The sequence below is a fragment of the Tabrizicola piscis genome, assembly GCF_003940805.1.
GTDB lineage: Bacteria > Pseudomonadota > Alphaproteobacteria > Rhodobacterales > Rhodobacteraceae > Tabrizicola > Tabrizicola piscis.
Window position 1 is genome coordinate 1,347,360 of sequence record NZ_CP034328.1, and the last position, 18,810, is coordinate 1,366,169.

18 protein-coding genes are annotated in these 18,810 nt (G+C 65.2%); 11 read left to right on the forward strand and 7 right to left on the reverse strand.

Features of this window, described 5'->3' with window-relative positions; genetic code table 11:
* The first annotated feature begins 52 nt into the window (after window positions 1-52).
* On the forward strand, window positions 53-886 hold the full coding sequence (choW, locus tag EI545_RS06455; RefSeq protein ID WP_125324704.1) for a choline ABC transporter permease subunit: 834 nt from the start codon (window positions 53-55) through the stop codon (window positions 884-886).
* A complete protein-coding gene (gene choV / locus EI545_RS06460) occupies window positions 883-1,926 on the forward strand; it encodes a choline ABC transporter ATP-binding protein (protein WP_125324705.1) in 1,044 nt (347 codons plus the stop codon). Before choW ends, choV begins: the two co-directional genes overlap by 4 nt.
* A 194-nt stretch (window positions 1,927-2,120) precedes the next feature.
* Here choV and topA read toward each other — a convergent pair whose 3' ends face one another.
* Window positions 2,121-4,721 carry a type I DNA topoisomerase gene (topA, locus tag EI545_RS06465; protein WP_125324706.1) on the reverse strand — a complete coding sequence of 867 codons (2,601 nt, stop codon included), beginning with the start codon at window positions 4,719-4,721 and terminating at the stop codon, window positions 2,121-2,123.
* A gap of 116 nt (window positions 4,722-4,837) precedes the next feature.
* Window positions 4,838-5,950 (reverse strand): DNA-processing protein DprA, encoded by a 1,113-nt coding sequence (dprA, locus tag EI545_RS06470; protein ID WP_125324707.1) that lies wholly within the window; start codon window positions 5,948-5,950, stop codon window positions 4,838-4,840.
* A gap of 259 nt (window positions 5,951-6,209) precedes the next feature.
* On the opposite strand from dprA, the gene EI545_RS06475 reads away from it, so the two are divergent.
* The 5 genes from EI545_RS06475 (at window position 6,210) to EI545_RS06495 (ending at window position 10,034) form a co-directional block, all read left to right on the forward strand.
* Window positions 6,210-7,487 carry a 4-aminobutyrate--2-oxoglutarate transaminase gene (locus EI545_RS06475; protein WP_125324708.1) on the forward strand — a complete coding sequence of 426 codons (1,278 nt, stop codon included), beginning with the start codon at window positions 6,210-6,212 and terminating at the stop codon, window positions 7,485-7,487.
* A 277-nt stretch (window positions 7,488-7,764) separates the two neighbouring features.
* Window positions 7,765-8,028 (forward strand): YMGG-like glycine zipper-containing protein, encoded by a 264-nt coding sequence (locus tag EI545_RS06480; protein ID WP_125324709.1) that lies wholly within the window; start codon window positions 7,765-7,767, stop codon window positions 8,026-8,028.
* Window positions 8,029-8,163: 135 nt separating this feature from the next.
* The gene (locus tag EI545_RS06485; RefSeq protein ID WP_125324710.1) at window positions 8,164-8,895 is read left to right on the forward strand and encodes an energy-coupling factor ABC transporter ATP-binding protein; all 732 of its coding nucleotides are present in this window, start codon (window positions 8,164-8,166) and stop codon (window positions 8,893-8,895) included.
* Window positions 8,870-9,469: a CbiQ family ECF transporter T component gene (locus EI545_RS06490; RefSeq protein ID WP_125324711.1), complete on the forward strand. Its 600-nt coding sequence runs from the start codon at window positions 8,870-8,872 to the stop codon at window positions 9,467-9,469. The genes EI545_RS06485 and EI545_RS06490 overlap by 26 nt, the downstream gene beginning before the upstream one ends.
* A 22-nt stretch (window positions 9,470-9,491) precedes the next feature.
* The gene (locus EI545_RS06495; protein WP_125324712.1) at window positions 9,492-10,034 is read left to right on the forward strand and encodes a biotin transporter BioY; all 543 of its coding nucleotides are present in this window, start codon (window positions 9,492-9,494) and stop codon (window positions 10,032-10,034) included.
* On the opposite strand, the gene EI545_RS06500 is transcribed toward EI545_RS06495, so the two are convergent.
* The 4 genes from EI545_RS06500 to metF all read right to left on the reverse strand — a co-directional run bounded on the left by EI545_RS06500 (window position 10,023) and on the right by metF (window position 13,686).
* Entirely contained in the window at window positions 10,023-11,093 is a 1,071-nt protein-coding gene (locus tag EI545_RS06500) for a thiolase family protein (protein ID WP_125324713.1), read from the reverse strand. The genes EI545_RS06495 and EI545_RS06500 overlap by 12 nt on opposite strands.
* Window positions 11,081-12,229, reverse strand: a complete 1,149-nt coding sequence (locus tag EI545_RS06505) for an AMP-binding protein (RefSeq protein ID WP_125324714.1) — start codon at window positions 12,227-12,229, stop codon at window positions 11,081-11,083. The genes EI545_RS06500 and EI545_RS06505 overlap by 13 nt, the downstream gene beginning before the upstream one ends.
* On the reverse strand, window positions 12,226-12,666 hold the full coding sequence (gene aroQ, locus EI545_RS06510) for a type II 3-dehydroquinate dehydratase (protein WP_125324715.1): 441 nt from the start codon (window positions 12,664-12,666) through the stop codon (window positions 12,226-12,228). Before aroQ ends, EI545_RS06505 begins: the two co-directional genes overlap by 4 nt.
* A 144-nt stretch (window positions 12,667-12,810) precedes the next feature.
* Entirely contained in the window at window positions 12,811-13,686 is an 876-nt protein-coding gene (metF, locus tag EI545_RS06515) for a methylenetetrahydrofolate reductase [NAD(P)H] (protein ID WP_125324716.1), read from the reverse strand.
* Window positions 13,687-13,772: 86 nt separating this feature from the next.
* Here metF and EI545_RS06520 point away from each other — a divergent pair, with 86 nt between their 5' ends.
* Window positions 13,773-14,681, forward strand: coding sequence for a LysR family transcriptional regulator (locus tag EI545_RS06520; protein ID WP_125324717.1), 909 nt, complete (start codon window positions 13,773-13,775; stop codon window positions 14,679-14,681).
* Window positions 14,682-14,816: 135 nt separating this feature from the next.
* Here EI545_RS06520 and EI545_RS06525 read toward each other — a convergent pair whose 3' ends face one another.
* Entirely contained in the window at window positions 14,817-16,577 is a 1,761-nt protein-coding gene (locus tag EI545_RS06525; RefSeq protein ID WP_125324718.1) for a monovalent cation:proton antiporter-2 (CPA2) family protein, read from the reverse strand.
* Window positions 16,578-16,640: 63 nt separating this feature from the next.
* Here EI545_RS06525 and EI545_RS06530 point away from each other — a divergent pair, with 63 nt between their 5' ends.
* The 3 genes from EI545_RS06530 (at window position 16,641) to EI545_RS06540 (ending at window position 18,771) form a co-directional block, all read left to right on the forward strand.
* Window positions 16,641-17,384: a DUF1194 domain-containing protein gene (locus tag EI545_RS06530; protein ID WP_245990317.1), complete on the forward strand. Its 744-nt coding sequence runs from the start codon at window positions 16,641-16,643 to the stop codon at window positions 17,382-17,384.
* An 83-nt stretch (window positions 17,385-17,467) separates the two neighbouring features.
* Window positions 17,468-17,899, forward strand: a complete 432-nt coding sequence (locus tag EI545_RS06535; protein ID WP_125324719.1) for a L,D-transpeptidase — start codon at window positions 17,468-17,470, stop codon at window positions 17,897-17,899.
* Between the two features lie 86 nt (window positions 17,900-17,985).
* Window positions 17,986-18,771, forward strand: coding sequence for an inositol monophosphatase family protein (locus tag EI545_RS06540; protein WP_125327272.1), 786 nt, complete (start codon window positions 17,986-17,988; stop codon window positions 18,769-18,771).
* Window positions 18,772-18,810 lie beyond the last annotated feature (39 nt).

Below are 18,810 nucleotides of genomic sequence, written 5' to 3' on the forward strand. Positions count from 1 at the left end.
AAGGGGCCCCGGGGAAACCTGGGGCCCTGTCCTTTCTGGGCGGTAGGGATTCATGGAATTTCTGACAGCATGGCAGATTCCGGTCGGCGCCACGGCAAAGATCGTCTTTGACTGGTTGAAAGCGAACTTCAGGGCCGCGTTCAACAATTTCGGCGATGCGACCGAGGCTGCAATCGAAGGCCTGGTGACCGCCCTGCAATGGCCTCCCGCGCTTGTCGTCGTGGCGTTGTTCATGGCGCTGACTTGGGCGATCCAGCGGCGCTGGCAACCGGTGCTGGTGGTCCTGATCGGCTTTCTCTTCATCATCAACCAAGGCTACTGGGAAAAAACGACCGAGACTTTGGGCCTCGTCGCCTTCGTCTGCCTGATCTGCATGACGCTTGGCGTGCCCATCGGCGTTGCCGCCGCGCACCGGCCCCGGCTCTACCAGACCATGCAGCCGGTGCTTGACCTGATGCAGACCCTGCCCGCCCCGGTCTATCTGATTCCCTTCGTCATCCTCTTCGGCATTGGCGTCGTGCCCGCCCTGTTCGCGTCGATCATCTTCGTGGTCCCGACCTCCATCCGCCTCACCCATCTTGGCGTCTCCACCACCCCCACCGCGCTGTTGGAGGCTGCAACCGCCTTTGGTGCCACCCCGCGGCAAGTGCTGTGGAAAGTGGAACTTCCCTACGCCTTCCCGCAGATCATGGCGGGCCTGAACCAGACCATCATGCTTTCGCTCTCCATGGTCGTGATCTCGGCTTGGGTCGGGGCTGCGGGCCTTGGTGTTCCGGTGGTTGAGGCGTTGAACCGCGTCCGCCCCGACCAGGGGTTTGAGGCTGGGACCGTGATCGTCGCCCTCGCCATTCTACTGGACCGCATGCTTCGGGTGACGCGCAAATGACAAATCCGCAGACCAATGGCCCAGCCGTCCGGTTCGACAACGTCTCCATCGTCTTTGGCGACCACCCCGACCGGGCCTTGCCCTTGATGGATATGGGCGAAAGCCGAGGCGATATTCAGACCTCCACCGGTCAGGTGCTCGGGGTCCACAACTGCACCCTTGACGTGGCCGAGGGCGAGATTCTTGTCCTCATGGGCCTTTCCGGGTCCGGCAAATCCACCCTTCTGCGCGCGGTGAATGGGCTGAACCCTGTCTGCCGTGGCGCCGTGCATGTCGATGACGGCAATAAGCTGATTGATGTCACCCACGCCGATCCGGCCACCCTGCGCCGCATCCGGCAACGGCGCGTGGCGATGGTGTTCCAGCAGTTCGGCCTTCTGCCCTGGCGGACAGTCCGCGAAAACGTGGGCCTTGGCCTGGAACTTGCGGGCCTTACGCCCGCGGAACGCGCACCCCGGGTCGATGCGCAGCTAACCTTGGTCAACCTGACCCAATGGGCCGAACGCAAGGTGGGCGAACTTTCCGGCGGCATGCAGCAGCGTGTCGGCCTTGCCCGCGCTTTCGCGACCGAAGCGCCGATCCTGTTGATGGACGAACCGTTTTCGGCGTTGGACCCCCTGATCCGGGCAAAGCTGCAGGATGAACTTCTGGACCTGCAAGCCAAGCTGAAACGCACGATCATTTTCGTCAGCCATGACCTTGATGAGGCGTTCAAGATCGGTAACCGGATCGCGCTGATGGAAGGCGGGCGGATCGTGCAATGCGGCACCGCGCGCGAGATCATCGCCAATCCCGTCAGCGACTACGTCGCCGAATTCGTAGCGCATATGAACCCGCTCGGCGTCCTGACCGCCCGCGACGTGATGACCGCCGGGGAAGGCTCCGGCCCCGAAGTCACCCCGGAAACCCCCGTAAAGCATGTGATGGAGGCGTTGCGCAACGGCGCCGACCTGCTGGTCGTGGCGGCGGGCGGGCAGCGGCTGGGCGTGATCCGGGCCGCTGATGTGATGGGCCGCTTGCTGAACCCGCGCAACGGCTGACGGAGTCGGTCCTTAGGCGCGGGACGGGCCGTTCAGGGCTTTGCACGGTGCGTTGTGCAACCGGTCCATTGTCCCTACCAAACGGACGCAGCGTTGCTGCCGTCCGCTGGGACAAAACCTAACCATTGGTAAACAGCACCATCCAAGGCATTGATTTTGCTTGGTGAGGTCAGTGTCCCTGCCCGGGACATCCCTTAGCCCTTCGCCACCTTCTTCGCCGCAGGCTTCTTGGCCGCAGGCTTCGCCGGGGCAGCCTTCTTCGCCACAGCCTTCTTCGCCACAGCCTTCTTCGGTGCCGCCTTCTTCGGCGCAGCCTTCTTCTTGCCGCCGCCCTTCCCCGCCTTCTCAGCCACCAGCGCCAACGCCTCCTCCAGCGTCACCGCCTCGGGTGTCAGCTCCTTCGGCAAGGTGGCGTTGACCTTGCCCCACTTGACGTAAGGCCCATAGCGGCCGGGCATCACCTGCACCTCACCGCCATCGGGATGGTCGCCCAACACCCTAAGCGGCCCCGCCGGCGCCGCCGCCCCACGCCGCCCCGCAGCCTTCTGCGCCAGCACTTCCATCGCGCGGTTCATGCCGATGGTGAACACCTCTTCGACATCCGGGATGTTGGCGTAGACCGCCCCATGCTTCACATAGGGCCCATAGCGACCGATCGCGGCCTCGACCGGCTCACCGGTTTCGGGGTGGGGGCCGATGATCCGGGGCAGCGACAGCAGGTCCAGCGCCCGTTCAAGGGTCAGCGTATCCGCGCTCCACCCCTTGGGCAGGCTGGCGCGGTCGGGTTTCGGCTGCGCCTCGGTCGCCTCGCCGCGCTGGACGTAAGGCCCGAACCGCCCCGCCCGCAGCGAGATGGGATTGCCGTCGGCATCTTGCCCAAGCACCTTGCCATCGACGCCCCCGGCATCCTCACCCCCAGAGATGGGTCTGGTATAGCGGCATTCGGGATAGTTGCCGCAACCGATGAACGCCCCGCCAGACCGCGAGGTCTTCAGATGCAGCCGCCCGGTGCCACAGACCTGGCATTGCCGCGGGTCAGAGCCGTCTGCCCGCAAGGGGTACAGGTGCGGCGCCAGAAAGTCGTCGATCTTGGTGAGAACCTCGCCAATCCGCAAATCGGCGGTTTCGGCGACGGCAGCGGAAAAGTCCCGCCAGAACCGGGCGAGAACATCCTTGTAGTCACGATCCCCGGCCGAGACGTCATCAAGCTCCGTCTCAAGATCCGCAGTGAAATCATACTCCACATACTTGCGGAAGTAGTTGGTCAGGAACGCCGTCACCAAGCGCCCCTTATCCTCGGGGATCAGGCGGTTCTTGTCCTTGCGGACATATTCGCGGTCCTGGATCGTGGTCAGGACGGACGCATAGGTCGAGGGGCGGCCGATGCCGAGTTCTTCCATCCGCTTGACCAGCGTCGCCTCGGTATAGCGGGGCGGGGCTTGGGTGAAATGCTGGTCGGGCGTGACACTGCGTTTCTCGGCACCCTCACCGGCCATGATCTGCGGCAGGCGGCCTTCGTCATCGCCTTCTTCATCCCGGCCTTCGTCGTAGATCTTCAGAAAGCCGTCAAACAGCACCACCTGGCCATTGGCGCGCAAGCTGACCTGACCGTCGGCGGACGCGACATCAACCGTCGTCCGCTCCAACCGCGCGGCGGCCATCTGGCTGGCGATGGTGCGTTTCCAGATCAGATCGTAAAGCCGCTTCTGGTCGGTATCGGCCAGACGCAGCTTGTCCGGGGCCGCAGCCATATCGGTCGGCCGGATACATTCATGCGCTTCCTGCGCGTTCTTGGCCTTGTTCTTGTACATGCGTGGGCTGTCGGGGACATAGGTCGCCCCAAACCGGCGCTTGATTTCATCCCGCGCGGCCATCACCGCTTCGGGTGCCATGTCGATGCCATCGGTTCGCATGTAGGTGATCAGCCCGGCCTCATACAGGCGCTGTGCTGCGTTCATGCATTGCTTTGCGCCCATGCCATGCTTGCGGCTGGCCTCTTGCTGCAGGGTCGAGGTCATGAAGGGCGGATAGGGGTTGCGGGTGGCGGGCTTTGCCTCGACCGCCGAGACGGTCAGCGCGCGGGAGGACACGGCCTTGACCGCCAGTTCCGCCGCCTCAGCCGTGGGGATATCGAACTTTGACAGCTTCTTGCCGCCAAGCATGGTCAAGGTCGCCTCATATTCCTGCCCGCGGGGGGTCAGAAGCAGGGCCTTCACCGTCCAGTATTCCTGTGGGCGAAACGCCTCGATCTCCAACTCGCGCTCGACGATCAGGCGCAGGCAGACCGATTGCACCCTGCCCGCCGATTTTGCCCCCGGCAGCTTGCGCCAAAGGACCGGCGACAGGGTGAAGCCCACAAGGTAATCCAGCGCGCGGCGGGCGAGGTAAGCGTCGACCAGCGGCTGATCGACCTGGCGGGGGTTCTTCATCGCCTCGGTCACCGCGTCCTTGGTGATGGCGTTGAAGGTCACACGGGCGACCGTCTTGCCCTTCTTCAGGCTGGAGGCGAGCGCCTCTTGCAGGTGCCAGCTGATCGCCTCGCCCTCGCGGTCAGGGTCGGTGGCAAGGATCAGGGTGTCATCGGTTTTCAGCGCCTCGGCGATGGCCTTCACATGTTTGCGGCTTTCGGGTGAGACTTCCCACAACATGGCAAAGCCGTCCTCGGTATCGACCGAGCCATCCTTGGCCGGCAGGTCGCGGACATGGCCGTAGGAGGCCAGAACGGTGAAGTCGGGACCAAGATACTTGTTGATTGTCTTGGCCTTGGCGGGGGATTCGACGACGACGACTGGCATGATATCCCAACTCTCCCGAGGCCCAGCGAATGGCCGCGCACCATGTGGGACAAGCGCAGGTCTTGTCAACCGGGGGACGGACGGAAGCCCTTCGCTGGTCAGGATGACGCTGTGCTTCAGTCCAGCCGCGCCAGAAGACCACCGGGTTGGCGGGCAATGCGGCCATCAAGTTCCAACGACAAAAGCTCAGGCGCCAGTTCCGCTGGTGTGATCGCAAGGTCGCGCAGAAGCTGATCTTCGGCCAGCGGGCTTGGGCCAAGCCGGGACAGGATCATGTTGTGCAACAGCGCCGTTTCCTTGAGCGGGCGTTGCTTTGCCACCGGACCGGGCAGGGAAGCCATGGGCACATGGATTTCGGGGCTGGCATGGCCTAACACGCCCAATGCCTCAAGCACATCGGCTGGACTGCGCACCAGAACGGCACCATCGCGGATCAGCATGTTGCAGCCAGCGGCCCTTGCGTCAAAGGGGTGGCCCGGTACGGCCATCACCTCACGCCCCTGGTCAAGGGCCATGCGGGCCGTGATCAGACTGCCGGACTTCGACGCGGCTTCCACCACGATGACCGCCCGACCCAGGCCCGCCACCAGCCGGTTGCGCAGCGGAAAGTGGCGCGCCTGCGGTTCAAGCCCGGGGGGCTGTTCGCTGATCCGGCAGCCCTTGGCCGCAATCTCGGCCGCGAGGGCGGTGTTTTCGGGGGGATAGATGACATCAACACCACCCGCCATCACTGCCACGGTGCTGGCCGGGCCTTCCGCAAGGGCGGCGGCGTGGGCTTCGCCATCAATGCCGCGCGCCATGCCCGATACGACGGTAAACCCCGCCGCCACCAACCCCTGCGCCAGCCGCCGCGCCATCCGCATCCCGAGGGAGGAGGCGTTGCGCGCCCCCACCATGCCGATCGCGGGCCGGTTCAGCAGGCTGACATCCCCGAGCGCCCACAGGACCGGGGGCGCGTCGGCCAGGGACAGCAGCGCATGGGGGTAGTCCGCGTCGCCATGGACCAGCAGCCTGGCACCGGCCTTGGAGCCCTGCCGCATCTCAGCCTCGACGACGCCAAGGGGGCACACTTCATACTCCTCCACCCCCGCGGCGCGGGCGATGGCGGGCAGGGCGGCAAGGGCGGCGCGGGCGGATCCGTGTTCCGCCATCAGGCGGTGATAGGTCACGGCCCCCACCCGACGGGACCGGACAAGGCGCAGGGCGTCCAGCCGGGTGTCCAGCGACATTCCATGTCCTGATTGCAACAGCTGACCGTCTGCCATGTTCGACCCCACGTCTTGACCCTGCGTCCTGACGATTCTCAGCCTGCACCCGGCAGGGTTAATGAAGACTGAATATGGGCTTGCTTCTTTGCCAAATACTCCCGCCGGAGGCATCCGCACTCTCCACCGGCGCTGCGTGATCAAGGATTGAACCCGGCTTCGATTTTTGATCAAATGCCGTAAAGACTCCGAGGCCCCGGAGTCGCCCAGGGGAGCGAAGACCATGCTGAACGCCGAAGTCGCCAAGCGCCGTGACGATGCCATCTCGCGCGGGGTGGGGATGATGACCCAGATCTATGCAGATCGCGCCCTGAACGCGGAAGTGTGGGACATCGAGGGCAACCGCTATATCGACTTTGCCGCCGGGATCGCGGTGGTGAACACCGGGCATTGCCACCCTAAGGTGATGGCGGCGGTGGCCAACCAGATGACCAAGTTCACCCACACCTGCCATCAGGTGATGCCGTATGAAAACTACATCCGGCTGGCGGAGCGGCTGAACGACAAGGTGCCGGGCGATTTCAAGAAGAAGACGATCTTCGTGACCACCGGCGCCGAGGCTTGTGAGAACGCGGTCAAGATTGCCCGCATCGCCACGGGCCGCAATGCCGTGATCGCCTTCGGCGGCGGGTTTCATGGCCGGACCTTCATGGGCATGTCGCTGACCGGCAAGGTGGAGCCCTACAAGAAGGGCTTCGGCGCGATGATGCCGGATGTGTTCCACGTCCCCTTCCCGATGGACCCGCATGGGATTTCGACCGCCGATGCGATGAAAGGGATGGAGAAGCTCTTCAAGGCCGACCTCGACCCCGCCCGCGTCGCCGCGATCATCTTTGAGCCGGTACAGGGCGAAGGCGGCTTTTACCCCGCGCCGACCGACCTTGTCCGCGCGATCCGCACCCTGTGCGACAAGCATGGCATCGTGATGATCGCTGATGAGGTGCAGACCGGCTTTGCCCGCACCGGTGCCCTGTTTGCGATGGAAGCCCACGGCGTTGCCGCCGACCTGACCACCATGGCCAAGGGCCTTGCCGGTGGCCTGCCGCTGGCTGCCGTTACGGGCCGTGCCGATCTGATGGATGCGGCCAATCCCGGCGGGCTTGGTGGCACCTATGCCGGCAACCCCCTTGGGATCGCCGCCGCCAACGCCGTGCTTGACGTGATCGAGGAGGAAGACCTTTGCGCCCGCGCGAATGAACTTGGGTCCCGCCTCAAGCAGCGGCTGGAAGCGATTCGCGCTACCGCGCCGGAAATCATCGACATTCGCGGCCCGGGGTTCATGGTGGCGGTCGAATTCGCCAACCCGTCCACCAAGGAACCCGACGCTGGCTTCACCAACCGCGTCCGGCTTGAGGCGCAGAAGCGCGGGCTGATCCTGTTGACCTGCGGCGTCTACGGCAACGTCGTGCGCTTCCTTGCCCCCATCACCATCCCCGATGCCCATTTCGCCGAGGCGATGGAGATTCTGGAAGCCTCGGTCGCGGCTGCGCGTCAGGCCTGATCCCGAACCTTCCTGAGCACGAAACCCGGAGGGCCGAATTTTCGGCCTCCGGGCTGTTATCCGGGCCTGGTGGCGCACCCCACCTTGAGCCCCGAAAACCCTCCGGGAACCCAGCGCGCGCGCTTGTCTTAACGCGCAAACTTGCCGGTGGTTCCGCCATTTTTCGATGAAACTGTCATATGGCAGGGCACCGCCTGTCAGGCATGAGATGATGGCGAAGGGTTAATCTTTGCCGTAATCTGCGCCTGTTCGCGGATTCCCCGCATGGAGCCATATCATGACCCGTTACTTCCTGACCCTTCCCCTGCTCGCCCTGCCATTGGCCGCCTGCCAGACGACCGAGCAGAATGCAGCCCTGGGCGCCCTTGGCGGCGCGGCAGTCGGTGCGGCGGTATCGTCTGACAGCGACCGCACCAAAGGTGCCCTTATTGGCGCGGCCGTGGGCGCGGTGGCTGGTGCCACTTTGATTGGCCCGGCCCCGACGCGTGGGCAGTGCTACTATCGCGACCAGTACGGCCAGCAATACATCGCCGATTGCTGAGGGCGGCACAGCCGACCCAACTGGACAACACGCGCGGAACGACGGGGCGGCTCCATGCCGCCCCGTTTGGCGTCTGGCCCTTTCCAGCGCAGGGCCCGCAGGCTAGAAGGGCGGCCAGTTCTTGCAAGGCCGCTCATGCCTGACCCTACCCCCGGCATCACGCTTTCTGCCGCCACGGTGATCCTGTCTGATCGCGTGGTGCTGGACAGCATCAGCCTGACCCTGACCGAACAGCGCATCGGCATTCTGGGGCGCAACGGGTCTGGCAAGACCACGCTTCTGCGCCTGATTGCCGGGCTGATTGCCCCGCAGCAAGGCAGTGTCCGACTTGATGGCATTGACCCCTATTCCGACCGCAAGGCCGCGCTGGCTGCCATCGGCATCCTGTTTCAGAACCCCGATCACCAGATCCTGTTTCCCACGGTCGAGGAAGAGCTTGCCTTTGGCCTGATCCAGAGCGGAGTGTCTCAGGCTGAGGCCTTGGCACGGGTGCATCAGGCCTTGGCCAGGGAAGGCCGGGCGCATTGGGCGAAGGAACCGGTGTCCAACCTTTCGCAGGGCCAGCGGCACTATCTTTGCCTGCAGGCCGTGCTTCTGATGCAGCCGCGCACGATCCTGCTGGACGAACCGCTCGCCGGTCTTGACCTGCCGACCCAAGCGCGGTTGGCCCGGCGCTTTGCCGACCTGCCACAGCGGCTGGTGACGATTACCCATGACCCGGCTGCCGTCGCGGCTGCCGACCGCGTTTTGTGGCTGGAGGGTGGGCGCATCGCAGCCGACGGCCTGCCCGCCGACGTCCTCCCCGCCTTTACCGCCGAGATGGCACGGATCGGAGAGCGCGATGCTGACGCTGACCTCACCCGTTGAGATCTGGGCGCATCGGCTGCCGGCCGGGCTTAAGCTGGGCCTGTTGGCGCTGGCGACTACCGGGCTTTTTGCGCTGACCTCTCCGCTGCCGCTGGCGGTCTTTGCTGCTGCGACAGGGGCGCTTTATCTTTCGGGCGGTGCCAGCTTTGCCACCACCGGTCTGCGCCTGCTGCGCCCGCTGTGGCCCTTTGTCCTGATCGTCGGCCTGTGGCACCTGTGGACCGGCGAGCCTGCCCAAGGTGTGGCGATCCTGCTTCGGATGCTGACCGCTGTGGCGCTGGCCAATTTCGTGACCATGACTACACGGCTTTCCGACATGATCGGCGTCTTTCAATCGCTTGCACGACCGCTGCAAGCCTTTGGCCTGTCGCCCCGCCGCCTTGCCATCGCCATGGCGCTGGTCATCCGCTTCATCCCCGTCATGCTGGACCGCTTGGGTCAGATCACCCAATCCTGGGCCGCCCGGTCGCCCCGCCGCCCGCGCTGGCGGGTGCTGGTCCCCACCACCCTTGCCGCCCTGGACGACGCTGACCGCGCCGCCGAGGCCTTGCGCGCCCGGGGTGGGGCTGGTTAAAGGGCGGGAAACGGGGGACCCCATGGAACGCAATCTGACCCATATCGCGCTTTTTGCCGCCCTGATCGCGGTGTTGGGACTGATCCCGAGGATCGACCTTGCCGCTGGCGTGCCGATCACCGCGCAATCGCTGGGCATCATGCTGTGCGGGACGGTGCTGGGTGCCAAGCGCGGCGCCCTTGCGGTGCTGCTGTTTCTGGCCCTTGTCGCCGCAGGACTGCCGCTGTTGTCGGGCGGGCGTGGCGGGCTTGGCGTCTTTGCCGGGCCTTCCGTGGGCTTTCTTGTCGGCTTCCCGATCGCGGCTTTTGCGGCTGGCTGGATCATGGAGCGGACGACGCTTTCCCCCGGAACCGCCGCCACCGCCGCGTCGATCATCGGTGGGATCGGGGTGCTTTATCTGTTCGGCATCAGCGGGATGGCCCTGAACCTTGGCCTGTCGCTGACCGAGGCGTCCTTCCTTGGCATGGCGTTCCTGCCGGGGGATGTGCTGAAGGCGGTGGTTGCCGGATTGATCACGCAAAGCCTGGCACGGATGCGTCCGGCGTCGCTGTTGTCACGCGCCTGACGAGTCAACCAGCAGCGCCGTCCCGATCCCCCCGGCCGAGGCTATGGCGGCAAGGCCCCGGCCACTCTGCAGCCCGTGGAACAGCCGCACTGCCAGAATCGCGCCGGACGCGCCAATCGGGTGCCCCCGGGCCAGTGCCCCGCCCCCCGGGTTGACCAGCGCAGGGTCCAGCCCCGCGCCCTTTACCACCGCGATGGCCTGGACGGCGTAGGCCTCCATGATCTCGGCCATGGCGAGGGGCTCGCCCTGCCAGAGTCGCTGAATGGCGGCGAGGGGGGCAAGGCCCGGCTCCTCTGGATTGCCGCCGACGGTGGCCCCGTTCAGGATCGCAAGGCCCCTGCCCTGCGCTATGCGGTCCGACACGACCAGGCACACGGCTGCCGCATCCGCCGCGACTGCTGCTGTGGCCGCCGTGATGCTGCCGGCAACGATGGGTGCGCGGGCCAGAAGGCCGGGGGACAGGCGGCGTGGGAAAGCGTCCTGCGTGACGCCTGCCAGTGGAACAATCTCGGCGGAATGGTTGGATTTCAGGGCCTTGGCATGGCTTTCCAGCGCCCATGCCTCTTGGGCTGCGCGGCTGATCCCCAAACGCTGCGCCAAAGCCTCGGCTGCGTCGGCCATGCCGGGGTCGCGGTCCGGCCATGGGGTGAAGGGGGCCTGGTCATAGGCGACAGGCAGCCCGCCCTCCGGGTCTGTCCGCAGCCGCAGGGGGCGGCGCGAGGTGCTTTCGACACCGCCGGCCACCACCACATCCGCCGCGCCGCTGTCCACCAGCGCCCGGGCCAGCAGGATCGCATCTAGCCCGCCCGCGCATTGCCGGTCGATGGTCAGCCCGGGCACATGCCCCAGCCCCGCCGCCAGCGCCACCCGCCGCGCCGGATTGCCCCCCGCACCCAGCGCGTTGGCGAGGATGACCTCATCCACCTGATCCGGGCGGATCCCGGCATCGGCCAGACAGGCCAGCAGAACCGGGCTGGCCAGATCTTCGATGGAAAGCCGGGCAAAGGCCCCGCCGCGCGGCACCACCGCTGTTCTGCGCGCGGCGATCAGGCGGGCCATTTTACCTGCGCCTCCAGCGCGCGAAGGTCGGTCTTGCCGGATGGCAGGGTTGGCCAATCCTCCACCCAGATCAACGCCTTGGGCGCCTTTAGCGGCCCAAGCTTCGCCCGCAGTGCCGCCAGCACTCCTGTCTCAACCGTTCGGTCGCCCTGCACCAGCGCGACCAGCACCGTCCCGCGTTTCGCATCGGGCACTGGCAGGACGGCGGCCTGCGTCAGGCCGGGCAAGGTTGCCATGAACCCCTCAATCTCTTCAGGGAAGACGTTCTGATCGGCCACTGTCACCATGCGCCCGGCCCGTCCGTGCAGGTAGAGGATCCCGTCCTCCATCCGCCCGACCTCGCCGACAGACAGCCAGCCGTCCTGCCAGCGCGCGGTTCCGGGGTCCCCAGCGTAGCTGGTGAAAAGATAGGGGCTTTTTACCCAGATCTCGCCCGCCCTGACGGCAAGCTCTACCCCCGGATACGGCCGACCGACCGCCCCCTCTGGCGTTGTGTCGTCGGCAAGGGTGATGAAGCTCGCCTCTGCCGCGCCGTAGAATTCGTGGACCCGTGCCGCAGGGGCCATGGCCCGCACCGCAGACCGCAAAACGGGGTCAAGTTTGGACCCGCCGACCAGAATGACCCGCAGGTCAGGGCAGAGGCCCGGGCCAAGCAGCCGCAGCTGGGCGGGGGTGGCGTAGAGGTGGGTGATCCGCCGGTCGGCAAGGGCGGTCAACTGGCGATCAGGTCGCAAAAGATCAAGCAGGTGAACGTCGGCCCCAAGGTGCAGCCCCTCGATCGCGCCGTATAGTGACAGCGAATGGACCAGCCGCCCCAGCACCGCAACCCGCGCGCCGGGGCCGATGCCGAACCCTGCGTTGACTGCAAAACTTGCAGTCCATGAGGCTTGGGTCCGAACGATCCGCCGGGGCTGCCCGGTGGAGCCGGAGCTCAGGGTTTCAAACAGCGGTTGGTCGCCTTCAGCCGGCGCGGGCTGGTCCAACGCGCCCAGCCGAAAGGCTTTCAGGCCAACTGCTTGTGCCAATCCCTCACCCGAATCCGCCACCACAGACCCGGCGGGCGGTTGCCGCGCAACCTCATGGCCCGCCGCATCGAACAGCCGCGCCTTGGGATGCCAGCGGAAGCCCTCGGTCATGCCTTCAGAAGGCTTGCCATCCGGCGCAGCGCCAGAAGATAGCCATCCGTCCCGCAACCTGCGATCACCCCATCCGCGCGGTGGCTGACGTAGGAATGATGGCGGAACGCCTCACGCTTGTGGATGTTGGAAATGTGCACTTCCAGCACCGGCCCATCATAGGCGTTCAGGGCGTCCAGAATGGCTATGGAGGTGTGGGAATATGCCCCCGGATTGATGATGATCCCGGCCGAAGTGCCGCGCGCCGCCTGAATCCAATCAACCAGCTGGCCTTCGTGGTTCGACTGCAGCGCGCGGACGGCAAGACCCAGATCCTCGGCCAGATCAGAGACCTTGGAGGCAACATCGTCCAGCGTCTCATGGCCGTAGATTTCCGGCTGGCGCAGGCCAAGCAGGTTCAGGTTCGGGCCGTTCAGAAGGGTGACAAGCTTTGGCATGGGGCCTCCGCACAGGGTTGCTGCGACATTAGCCGATCAGCGCCAAGGGGCAAGCCCAAGGAAAAATGACGGCCTTCCGACCTTGCTGGGGACAAGGTCGGAAAGCCGCCCAGGGAGACATCGTTTGCCTATAGAAGGCTGAATTCAGGCCACTTTTTCCAAGACCACATCGGGTGTGATGCCAAGGGCGCGCACAACTTCCCGCGTCAGGTGGGGGCGGTTCAGGGTGTAGAAATGCAAATCCTCCACCCCGTCTTGCAAAAGCCGGTCGCACAGGGCGGTGCAATGGGTCAGGGCAAGCAGATCTTCCCGCCCATCGCGGGCGGCAGTGGCGAAGGCCTCGTCCAGCTTGGCGGGCACTTGCGTGCCGCAGCGGGCGGCAAAGCGCTTGGCACCAGCCCAGCTGGTGATCGGCAGGATGCCGGGGATGATCGGGGCGGTGATCCCGGCCTTCACGCAGGCATCGCGGAAGCGGAAGAAGGTGTCAGCGTTGAAGAAGAACTGGGTGATGGCCGAGGAAGCGCCTGCGTCAATCTTGCGCTTGAGCCAAGTCACGTCCGAGGTGCTGTCAGCGGCATCGGGGTGCGGTTCCGGGTAGGCACCGACGCGGATCTTGAACTTGCCAGTCCTCGCCAGCTTTTCAACCAGCTCGACCGAGTTGGCAAAGCCCATCGGGTGCGGCACGAACCGCTGGGCGCCTTTCGGGGCATCACCGCGCAGTGCGACGATTTCCGTCACGCCCGCCTCGGCATAGGATTCGGCGATGGACAGTGTTTCGGTCTTGGTCGCATCGACGCAGGTCAGATGCGCGGCGACGGGCAGGCCATAGTTGCGATGGATGGTCGAAACCGCCTCATGCGTCAGGGTACGGGTGGTGCCGCCTGCGCCGTAAGTCACGGAAACGAAAGACGGTTTCATGGGCGCCAGCGCCTGCACGGTTTCCCACAGCCGGAAAGAGGCGTCCAGGGACTGCGGCGGGAAGAATTCAAAGCTGATACGGGGCGCGGATTGGGGGGCCATGGTGGTCTCCTTCGTTGACCCTCTTGTCTCAGGTTTCTTGATGTGAGACCAATTCATAGTTTTCACGTTCTTCATGAGATTCGTTCATGTATGTCGAGCTGCGCCACTTGCGGACAATCCGGGCCATCCAGCAGGCCGGGGGGCTGGCGCGGGCGGCTGAGGTGCTGAACATGACCCAGTCGGCCTTGAGCCATCAGGTCAAGGGGCTGGAGGATCAGGCCGGGATGGAACTGTTTGTCCGCCGGTCGAAGCCCATGCGGTTGTCGGCGGCGGGGCACAGGATGCTGCGGGCGGCGGAACGGATCCTGCCCGAGATTGACGCGATGGAGGAGGAGTTCCGCGCCTTGCGGGCGGGGCGGACTGGGCGGCTGCACATCGCGATTGAGTGTCACGCCTGCTTTGACTGGCTGTTCCCGGTACTGGAAATGTTCCGCCACGCCTGGCCCGAGATTGACGTGGACATCCGCGCCGGGTTGGCGTTCGAGGCGCTGCCGGCGCTGAACCGCGAGGATGTGGATCTGGTGATCTCATCCGACCGGGAGCCGCCGCCGGGGATCGTGTTCAACCCGCTGTTTGATTATCACCCGACCTTCGTCGCCTCCTCGCTGAATCCTTTGGCGGAAAGGGCGTTTATCCGTGCCGAGGACTTCAGGGACCAAGTGCTGATCACCTACCCCGTCAGCCGTGACAAGCTTGATATCTTCACGGAAATCCTGACGCCCGCCAAGGTGGAGCCCCGCGCCCAGCGCACGGCGGAACTGACGGCGGTGATCCTGATGCTGGTCGGATCGAACCGGGGGGTGGCGGTCTTGCCGGACTGGGTGATGCGCGAGGTGAAGTCGAACGCGGACTACGTCACCCGGCCCTTGGGGCCGGACGTGGTGACGAAGCGGATGTATGCGGCGACGCGGGCCGAGGATGCGGGCAAACCCTACATGGCGCATTTCCTGCGGTTGGCGCGCAGCGAACCGGTCAAGTTGCAGCGGGGGGCGTAGGTGGTTACGCCACAGTAAGCTTGGGGTTGGGTTCGGGAAGACTGGGCTTTCTTTGGCGCCGTTCCGCCCCCCACCGCTGCCCCACGCGGGGGAGGGAGGTGCGCGGCGGGTGATGTCAGGCAGGTAGCCGGCGCATCAGCCGGAGTTTTCCACCGCCATTCCGGCATTGCCGATCATCAGGTTCCGCCCGGCATAAATGTCGCCCGCAAGCTGCAGGGCAAAGCGGTCCGCGTCGCGGAGGCGCACCTCGTTCAGGGTTTCCTCGACCCTGTCATCCTCGGCCCCAAGGTGGCGCAGTAGTTTTGCGCCCATCAAGATGGCTGATTCGAAGGTTTCGCGCATCGGTTCATCCACCCCCGCCTTGATCAGTTCGATGGAATGGCGGCGGTCGAAGCTGCGGGCGAAGACCGGGATCAGGGGACATTCGTGGCGCAGCATCTCGGCAATGCGAACGGCGGCACCGGGATTGTCGATGGCGATGACAACGGCGCGGGCGTGGGAGGCCCCGGCGGCATGCAGGATGTCCAGCCGGGTGCCATCGCCGAAATAGACCTTGAAACCAAAGTCGCGGGCGGTGGTGATCGCCTCGGGGTCGGTGTCGATGATTGTCAGGCGATGACCCATCCGCAACAGGGGTTGGGTGACCACCTGACCAAAACGGCCAAAGCCGATGAGCAGGACCGCAGCACCGTCATCTTCCGGCGCAGGAAGACCTTCGACCGACACCTGCGGTTTCGGCATCAGCCGGTCATGCAACAGGATGAACAGCGGGGTCATCACCATGGACAGGATGATGACGGCGGTCAGGATGGCGTTTTCCTCAACGTTGATCAGACCGACCGAAAGGGCGGCGGCGTAGAGGACGAAGGCAAACTCACCCCCTTGGGCCATCAGGACCAAACGTTCGACAGCCTCACGATGGCTGGCCTTGAAGGCGCGCGCCACGACGTAGATGGCGAACATCTTCAGCGCCGTCAGCGCGACGACAGCCGTGAGGATCAGTTGCCAGTTGCGGGCAACGACCGACAGGTCCAGCGCCATGCCGACCGCAAGGAAAAAGAGGCCAAGGAGGAGGCCGCGGAACGGCTCGACGTCCGCTTCCAGCTGATGGCGGTAGGAGGATTCCGACAGAAGGACCCCGGCAAGGAACGCCCCCATCGCGGCAGAAAGCCCGCCCACCTGCATCCACAGTGCCGCACCAAGGACGATCAGCAGGGCAGCGGCGGTCATCACCTCGCGCGCTTGGGCGGCGGCGAGGAGCGAGAAGATCGGGTTGAGCAGGTAACGCCCCGCCAGGATCAGCGCGGCGATGGCCCCAAGGCCAAGGGCGATGCCCTGCGCCCGATCGGCAAGGGTGACGGTCTCGCCACCCGGGGCAAGGAAGGCCACCATGGCGAGGAGGGGGACGATGGCAAGGTCTTCCAGCAGCAGGATCGAGACGATGCGCTGGCCCTTCGGGGCCGAGATGTCGCCGCGTTCCTCAAGCATCTGCATGACGATGGCGGTCGAGGTCAGGACAAACCCCGTGCCCGCCACCAGTGCAGGCGCGAAAGGATAGCCAAGGGCGAGCCCGACAAGGGACAGAAGGGCCATCGACAGCAGGACCTGTGCCAGACCGAGGCCGAAGATATCACGCCGCATGGACCACAAGCGCGAGGGCTGCATTTCCAGCCCGATGATGAACAGAAACATCACCACGCCAAGTTCGGCCACATGCAGGATGGCCATGGGATCAGAGAAGAGGCCCGCGCCGTAGGGGCCGATGGCAAGGCCTGCCGCCAGATAGCCAAGGACAGACCCCAGACCCGCGCGCTTGAACAGCGGGACCGCGACGACAGCGGCACCCAGAAGGGTGACGATGGCGGGAAGATCGACGCCTGCGCTTTCAGTGGCCATGGGAACTCCTTTGCCTGTGAAGGGTGGCGGGAAGCGGCGCGCTTGGCAAGCGGACGCCGGGCTATGCGTGTTGTGGCTTTCGGAATATCCTCTGTGCACGAGGTGATGATGCTGCGCCTGTGCTGGCCACTTTTGCTGTGGGGGACTGCCGCTTCGGCAGAGTGTCGGCTGGCGCTGGCGCTTGCCGTGGACGTGTCACGGTCGATTGACGCGGTGGACTACGCGATCCAGACCGAGGGGATGGCGACGGCATTGCAGGACGCCGAGGTGCAGGCGGCGATCTTTTCGCCTGAAGGTAAGGTGGCACTGGCGGTATATTTCTGGAGCGGGTCGGGGCATCAGCAGATGGTGCAGGACTGGGTGCTGCTTGAGGGCCCCGAGGATCTGGACCGCGTGGTCTGGGCACTGCGCGGCACTGTGCGGCCCGACGTGCGCTTGCCAACGGCGCTGGGGGCCGCGCTGGTCTTTGGTGCCGGGCTGATGGCGGAAGCCCCGCCTTGCGCGCGCCGGGTGCTGGATGTGGCGGGCGATGGGCGCAACAACGAAGGGATTTCGGTTCGCACCGCCTATGATCGGGCGGATTTCGGCAGTGTTGTTGTGAATGCGCTGGCCGTGGGCGAACATGAACAGGACGTCACCCGATACTTCCGCGATGAGGTGATCCGGGGGCCGGGGGCCTTTGTCGAAGTGGCACCGCGTCAGGTGGATTATCCGCCGGCAATCCGCCGCAAGCTGTTGCGGGAACTGGAGGGGCCAAAGATCGGGGATGCAGGCCCAGACCGCCTTGGAAAGAATGCGAAATCCTGACCATGCTGTCTTGAGAATGTCATTGACTCGCCCATGTTTGATGGAAACCTGCGAATCATTGAACACTGTATTCGGAGATGTGCATGCGCGGGTTTTTCGCAGCTTTGGCCTTGGGGCTGGCAGTAGGGGCAACACAGGCCGGGACGGCGCTGGCTGACCGGGTTGTGGCCCGAGTTTCAATCTCGTCCCAGACGATGAAGGTCTATCACGAGGGGCGGCATCTGTTCACTTGGTCGGTGTCGACGGCGCGGTCGGGGAAGATCACCCCGACCGGGGTTTACGCGCCCGAGTTCTTGTCCAAGAACCACCGCTCCAGCCGCTATAACAACGCCCCGATGCCCTACGCGATCTTCTACGATGGGCATTACGCGATCCACGGGACCGACCAGATCAAACGGCTTGGGGCGCCTGCCTCGGCTGGCTGCGTGCGGTTGCACCCGGACAATGCGGCGATCCTGTTCCAGATGGTGCGCGCCGAAGGCATGGACAACATGCGGGTCGAGATCGTCCAATAACCCGCGCCTCTTTCTTTCCCGCGCGCGACCCCCTATAGAGCCGGGCTTGAACGGCGCCCCGGGGGTGCCACGCTTGGGAGCGGATGATGCAAGGCTCGGCCAACCTCAACCTGATGATCAAGGCCGCGCGCAAGGCGGGCCGTAGCCTGGTGAAGGACTTTCGCGAGGTCGAGAACCTGCAGGTGTCCACCAAGGGGCCGGGGGATTTCGTGTCCAAGGCCGACCGCGAGGCGGAGCGGTTGATCAAGGAAGAACTGCTGGGCGGGCGGCCGACCTACGGCTGGCTGGGCGAGGAAACCGGGGGCGCGGCGGGGGCTGATCCGACGCGGCGCTGGATCGTTGATCCCTTGGACGGGACCACGAACTTTCTGCACGGGATGCCACATTGGGCCGTGTCGATCGCGCTGGAGCACAAGGGCGAGATCGTGTCGGCTGTGGTTTACGACCCGGCGAAGGATGAGATGTTCTGGGCCGAAAAGGGTTCGGGTTGCTGGCTGAACGACAACCGCCGCCTGCGGGTGTCCGGCCGCCGCGCGATGCATGAGGCGGTCTTTGCGACCGGCGTGCCGTTTGGGGCGAAAAGCACCCTGCCCGCCATGCTGCAGGACTTGGCCCGGTTGATGCCAGCCACGGCGGGTGTGCGGCGCTGGGGCGCGGCGGCGCTGGATCTGGCCTATGTCGCGGCGGGGCGGTTTGATGGGTACTGGGAGCGCGAGCTTTCGGCTTGGGACGTGGCGGCGGGCATCCTGCTGGTCAAGGAAGCCGGTGGCATGGTCGAAGGCCTGCGCAAAGGGCAAGACCCGCTGGATGGCGCGTTGATCGCCGGGAACGATGGTCTGTTTGACGCCTTCGCGGGCGTGATCCGGGGCTGAACGACACGCGGGTGCGCAAAACTTTTCGAAAAGTTTTGC

What these genes read in the sequence shown, in the direction of transcription:
- choW (WP_125324704.1), top strand. Translation starts at nt 53, where the DNA reads ATGGAATTTCTGACAGCATGGCAGATTCCGGTCGGCGCCACGGCAAAG.
- choV (WP_125324705.1), top strand. Translation starts at nt 883, where the DNA reads ATGACAAATCCGCAGACCAATGGCCCAGCCGTCCGGTTCGACAACGTC.
- topA (WP_125324706.1), bottom strand. Translation starts at nt 4,721, where the DNA reads ATGCCAGTCGTCGTCGTCGAATCCCCCGCCAAGGCCAAGACAATCAAC.
- dprA (WP_125324707.1), bottom strand. Translation starts at nt 5,950, where the DNA reads ATGTCGCTGGACACCCGGCTGGACGCCCTGCGCCTTGTCCGGTCCCGT.
- EI545_RS06475 (WP_125324708.1), top strand. Translation starts at nt 6,210, where the DNA reads ATGCTGAACGCCGAAGTCGCCAAGCGCCGTGACGATGCCATCTCGCGC.
- EI545_RS06480 (WP_125324709.1), top strand. Translation starts at nt 7,765, where the DNA reads ATGACCCGTTACTTCCTGACCCTTCCCCTGCTCGCCCTGCCATTGGCC.
- EI545_RS06485 (WP_125324710.1), top strand. Translation starts at nt 8,164, where the DNA reads ATGCCTGACCCTACCCCCGGCATCACGCTTTCTGCCGCCACGGTGATC.
- EI545_RS06490 (WP_125324711.1), top strand. Translation starts at nt 8,870, where the DNA reads ATGCTGACGCTGACCTCACCCGTTGAGATCTGGGCGCATCGGCTGCCG.
- EI545_RS06495 (WP_125324712.1), top strand. Translation starts at nt 9,492, where the DNA reads ATGGAACGCAATCTGACCCATATCGCGCTTTTTGCCGCCCTGATCGCG.
- EI545_RS06500 (WP_125324713.1), bottom strand. Translation starts at nt 11,093, where the DNA reads ATGGCCCGCCTGATCGCCGCGCGCAGAACAGCGGTGGTGCCGCGCGGC.
- EI545_RS06505 (WP_125324714.1), bottom strand. Translation starts at nt 12,229, where the DNA reads ATGACCGAGGGCTTCCGCTGGCATCCCAAGGCGCGGCTGTTCGATGCG.
- aroQ (WP_125324715.1), bottom strand. Translation starts at nt 12,666, where the DNA reads ATGCCAAAGCTTGTCACCCTTCTGAACGGCCCGAACCTGAACCTGCTT.
- metF (WP_125324716.1), bottom strand. Translation starts at nt 13,686, where the DNA reads ATGGCCCCCCAATCCGCGCCCCGTATCAGCTTTGAATTCTTCCCGCCG.
- EI545_RS06520 (WP_125324717.1), top strand. Translation starts at nt 13,773, where the DNA reads ATGTATGTCGAGCTGCGCCACTTGCGGACAATCCGGGCCATCCAGCAG.
- EI545_RS06525 (WP_125324718.1), bottom strand. Translation starts at nt 16,577, where the DNA reads ATGGCCACTGAAAGCGCAGGCGTCGATCTTCCCGCCATCGTCACCCTT.
- EI545_RS06530 (WP_245990317.1), top strand. Translation starts at nt 16,641, where the DNA reads ATGCGTGTTGTGGCTTTCGGAATATCCTCTGTGCACGAGGTGATGATG.
- EI545_RS06535 (WP_125324719.1), top strand. Translation starts at nt 17,468, where the DNA reads ATGCGCGGGTTTTTCGCAGCTTTGGCCTTGGGGCTGGCAGTAGGGGCA.
- EI545_RS06540 (WP_125327272.1), top strand. Translation starts at nt 17,986, where the DNA reads ATGCAAGGCTCGGCCAACCTCAACCTGATGATCAAGGCCGCGCGCAAG.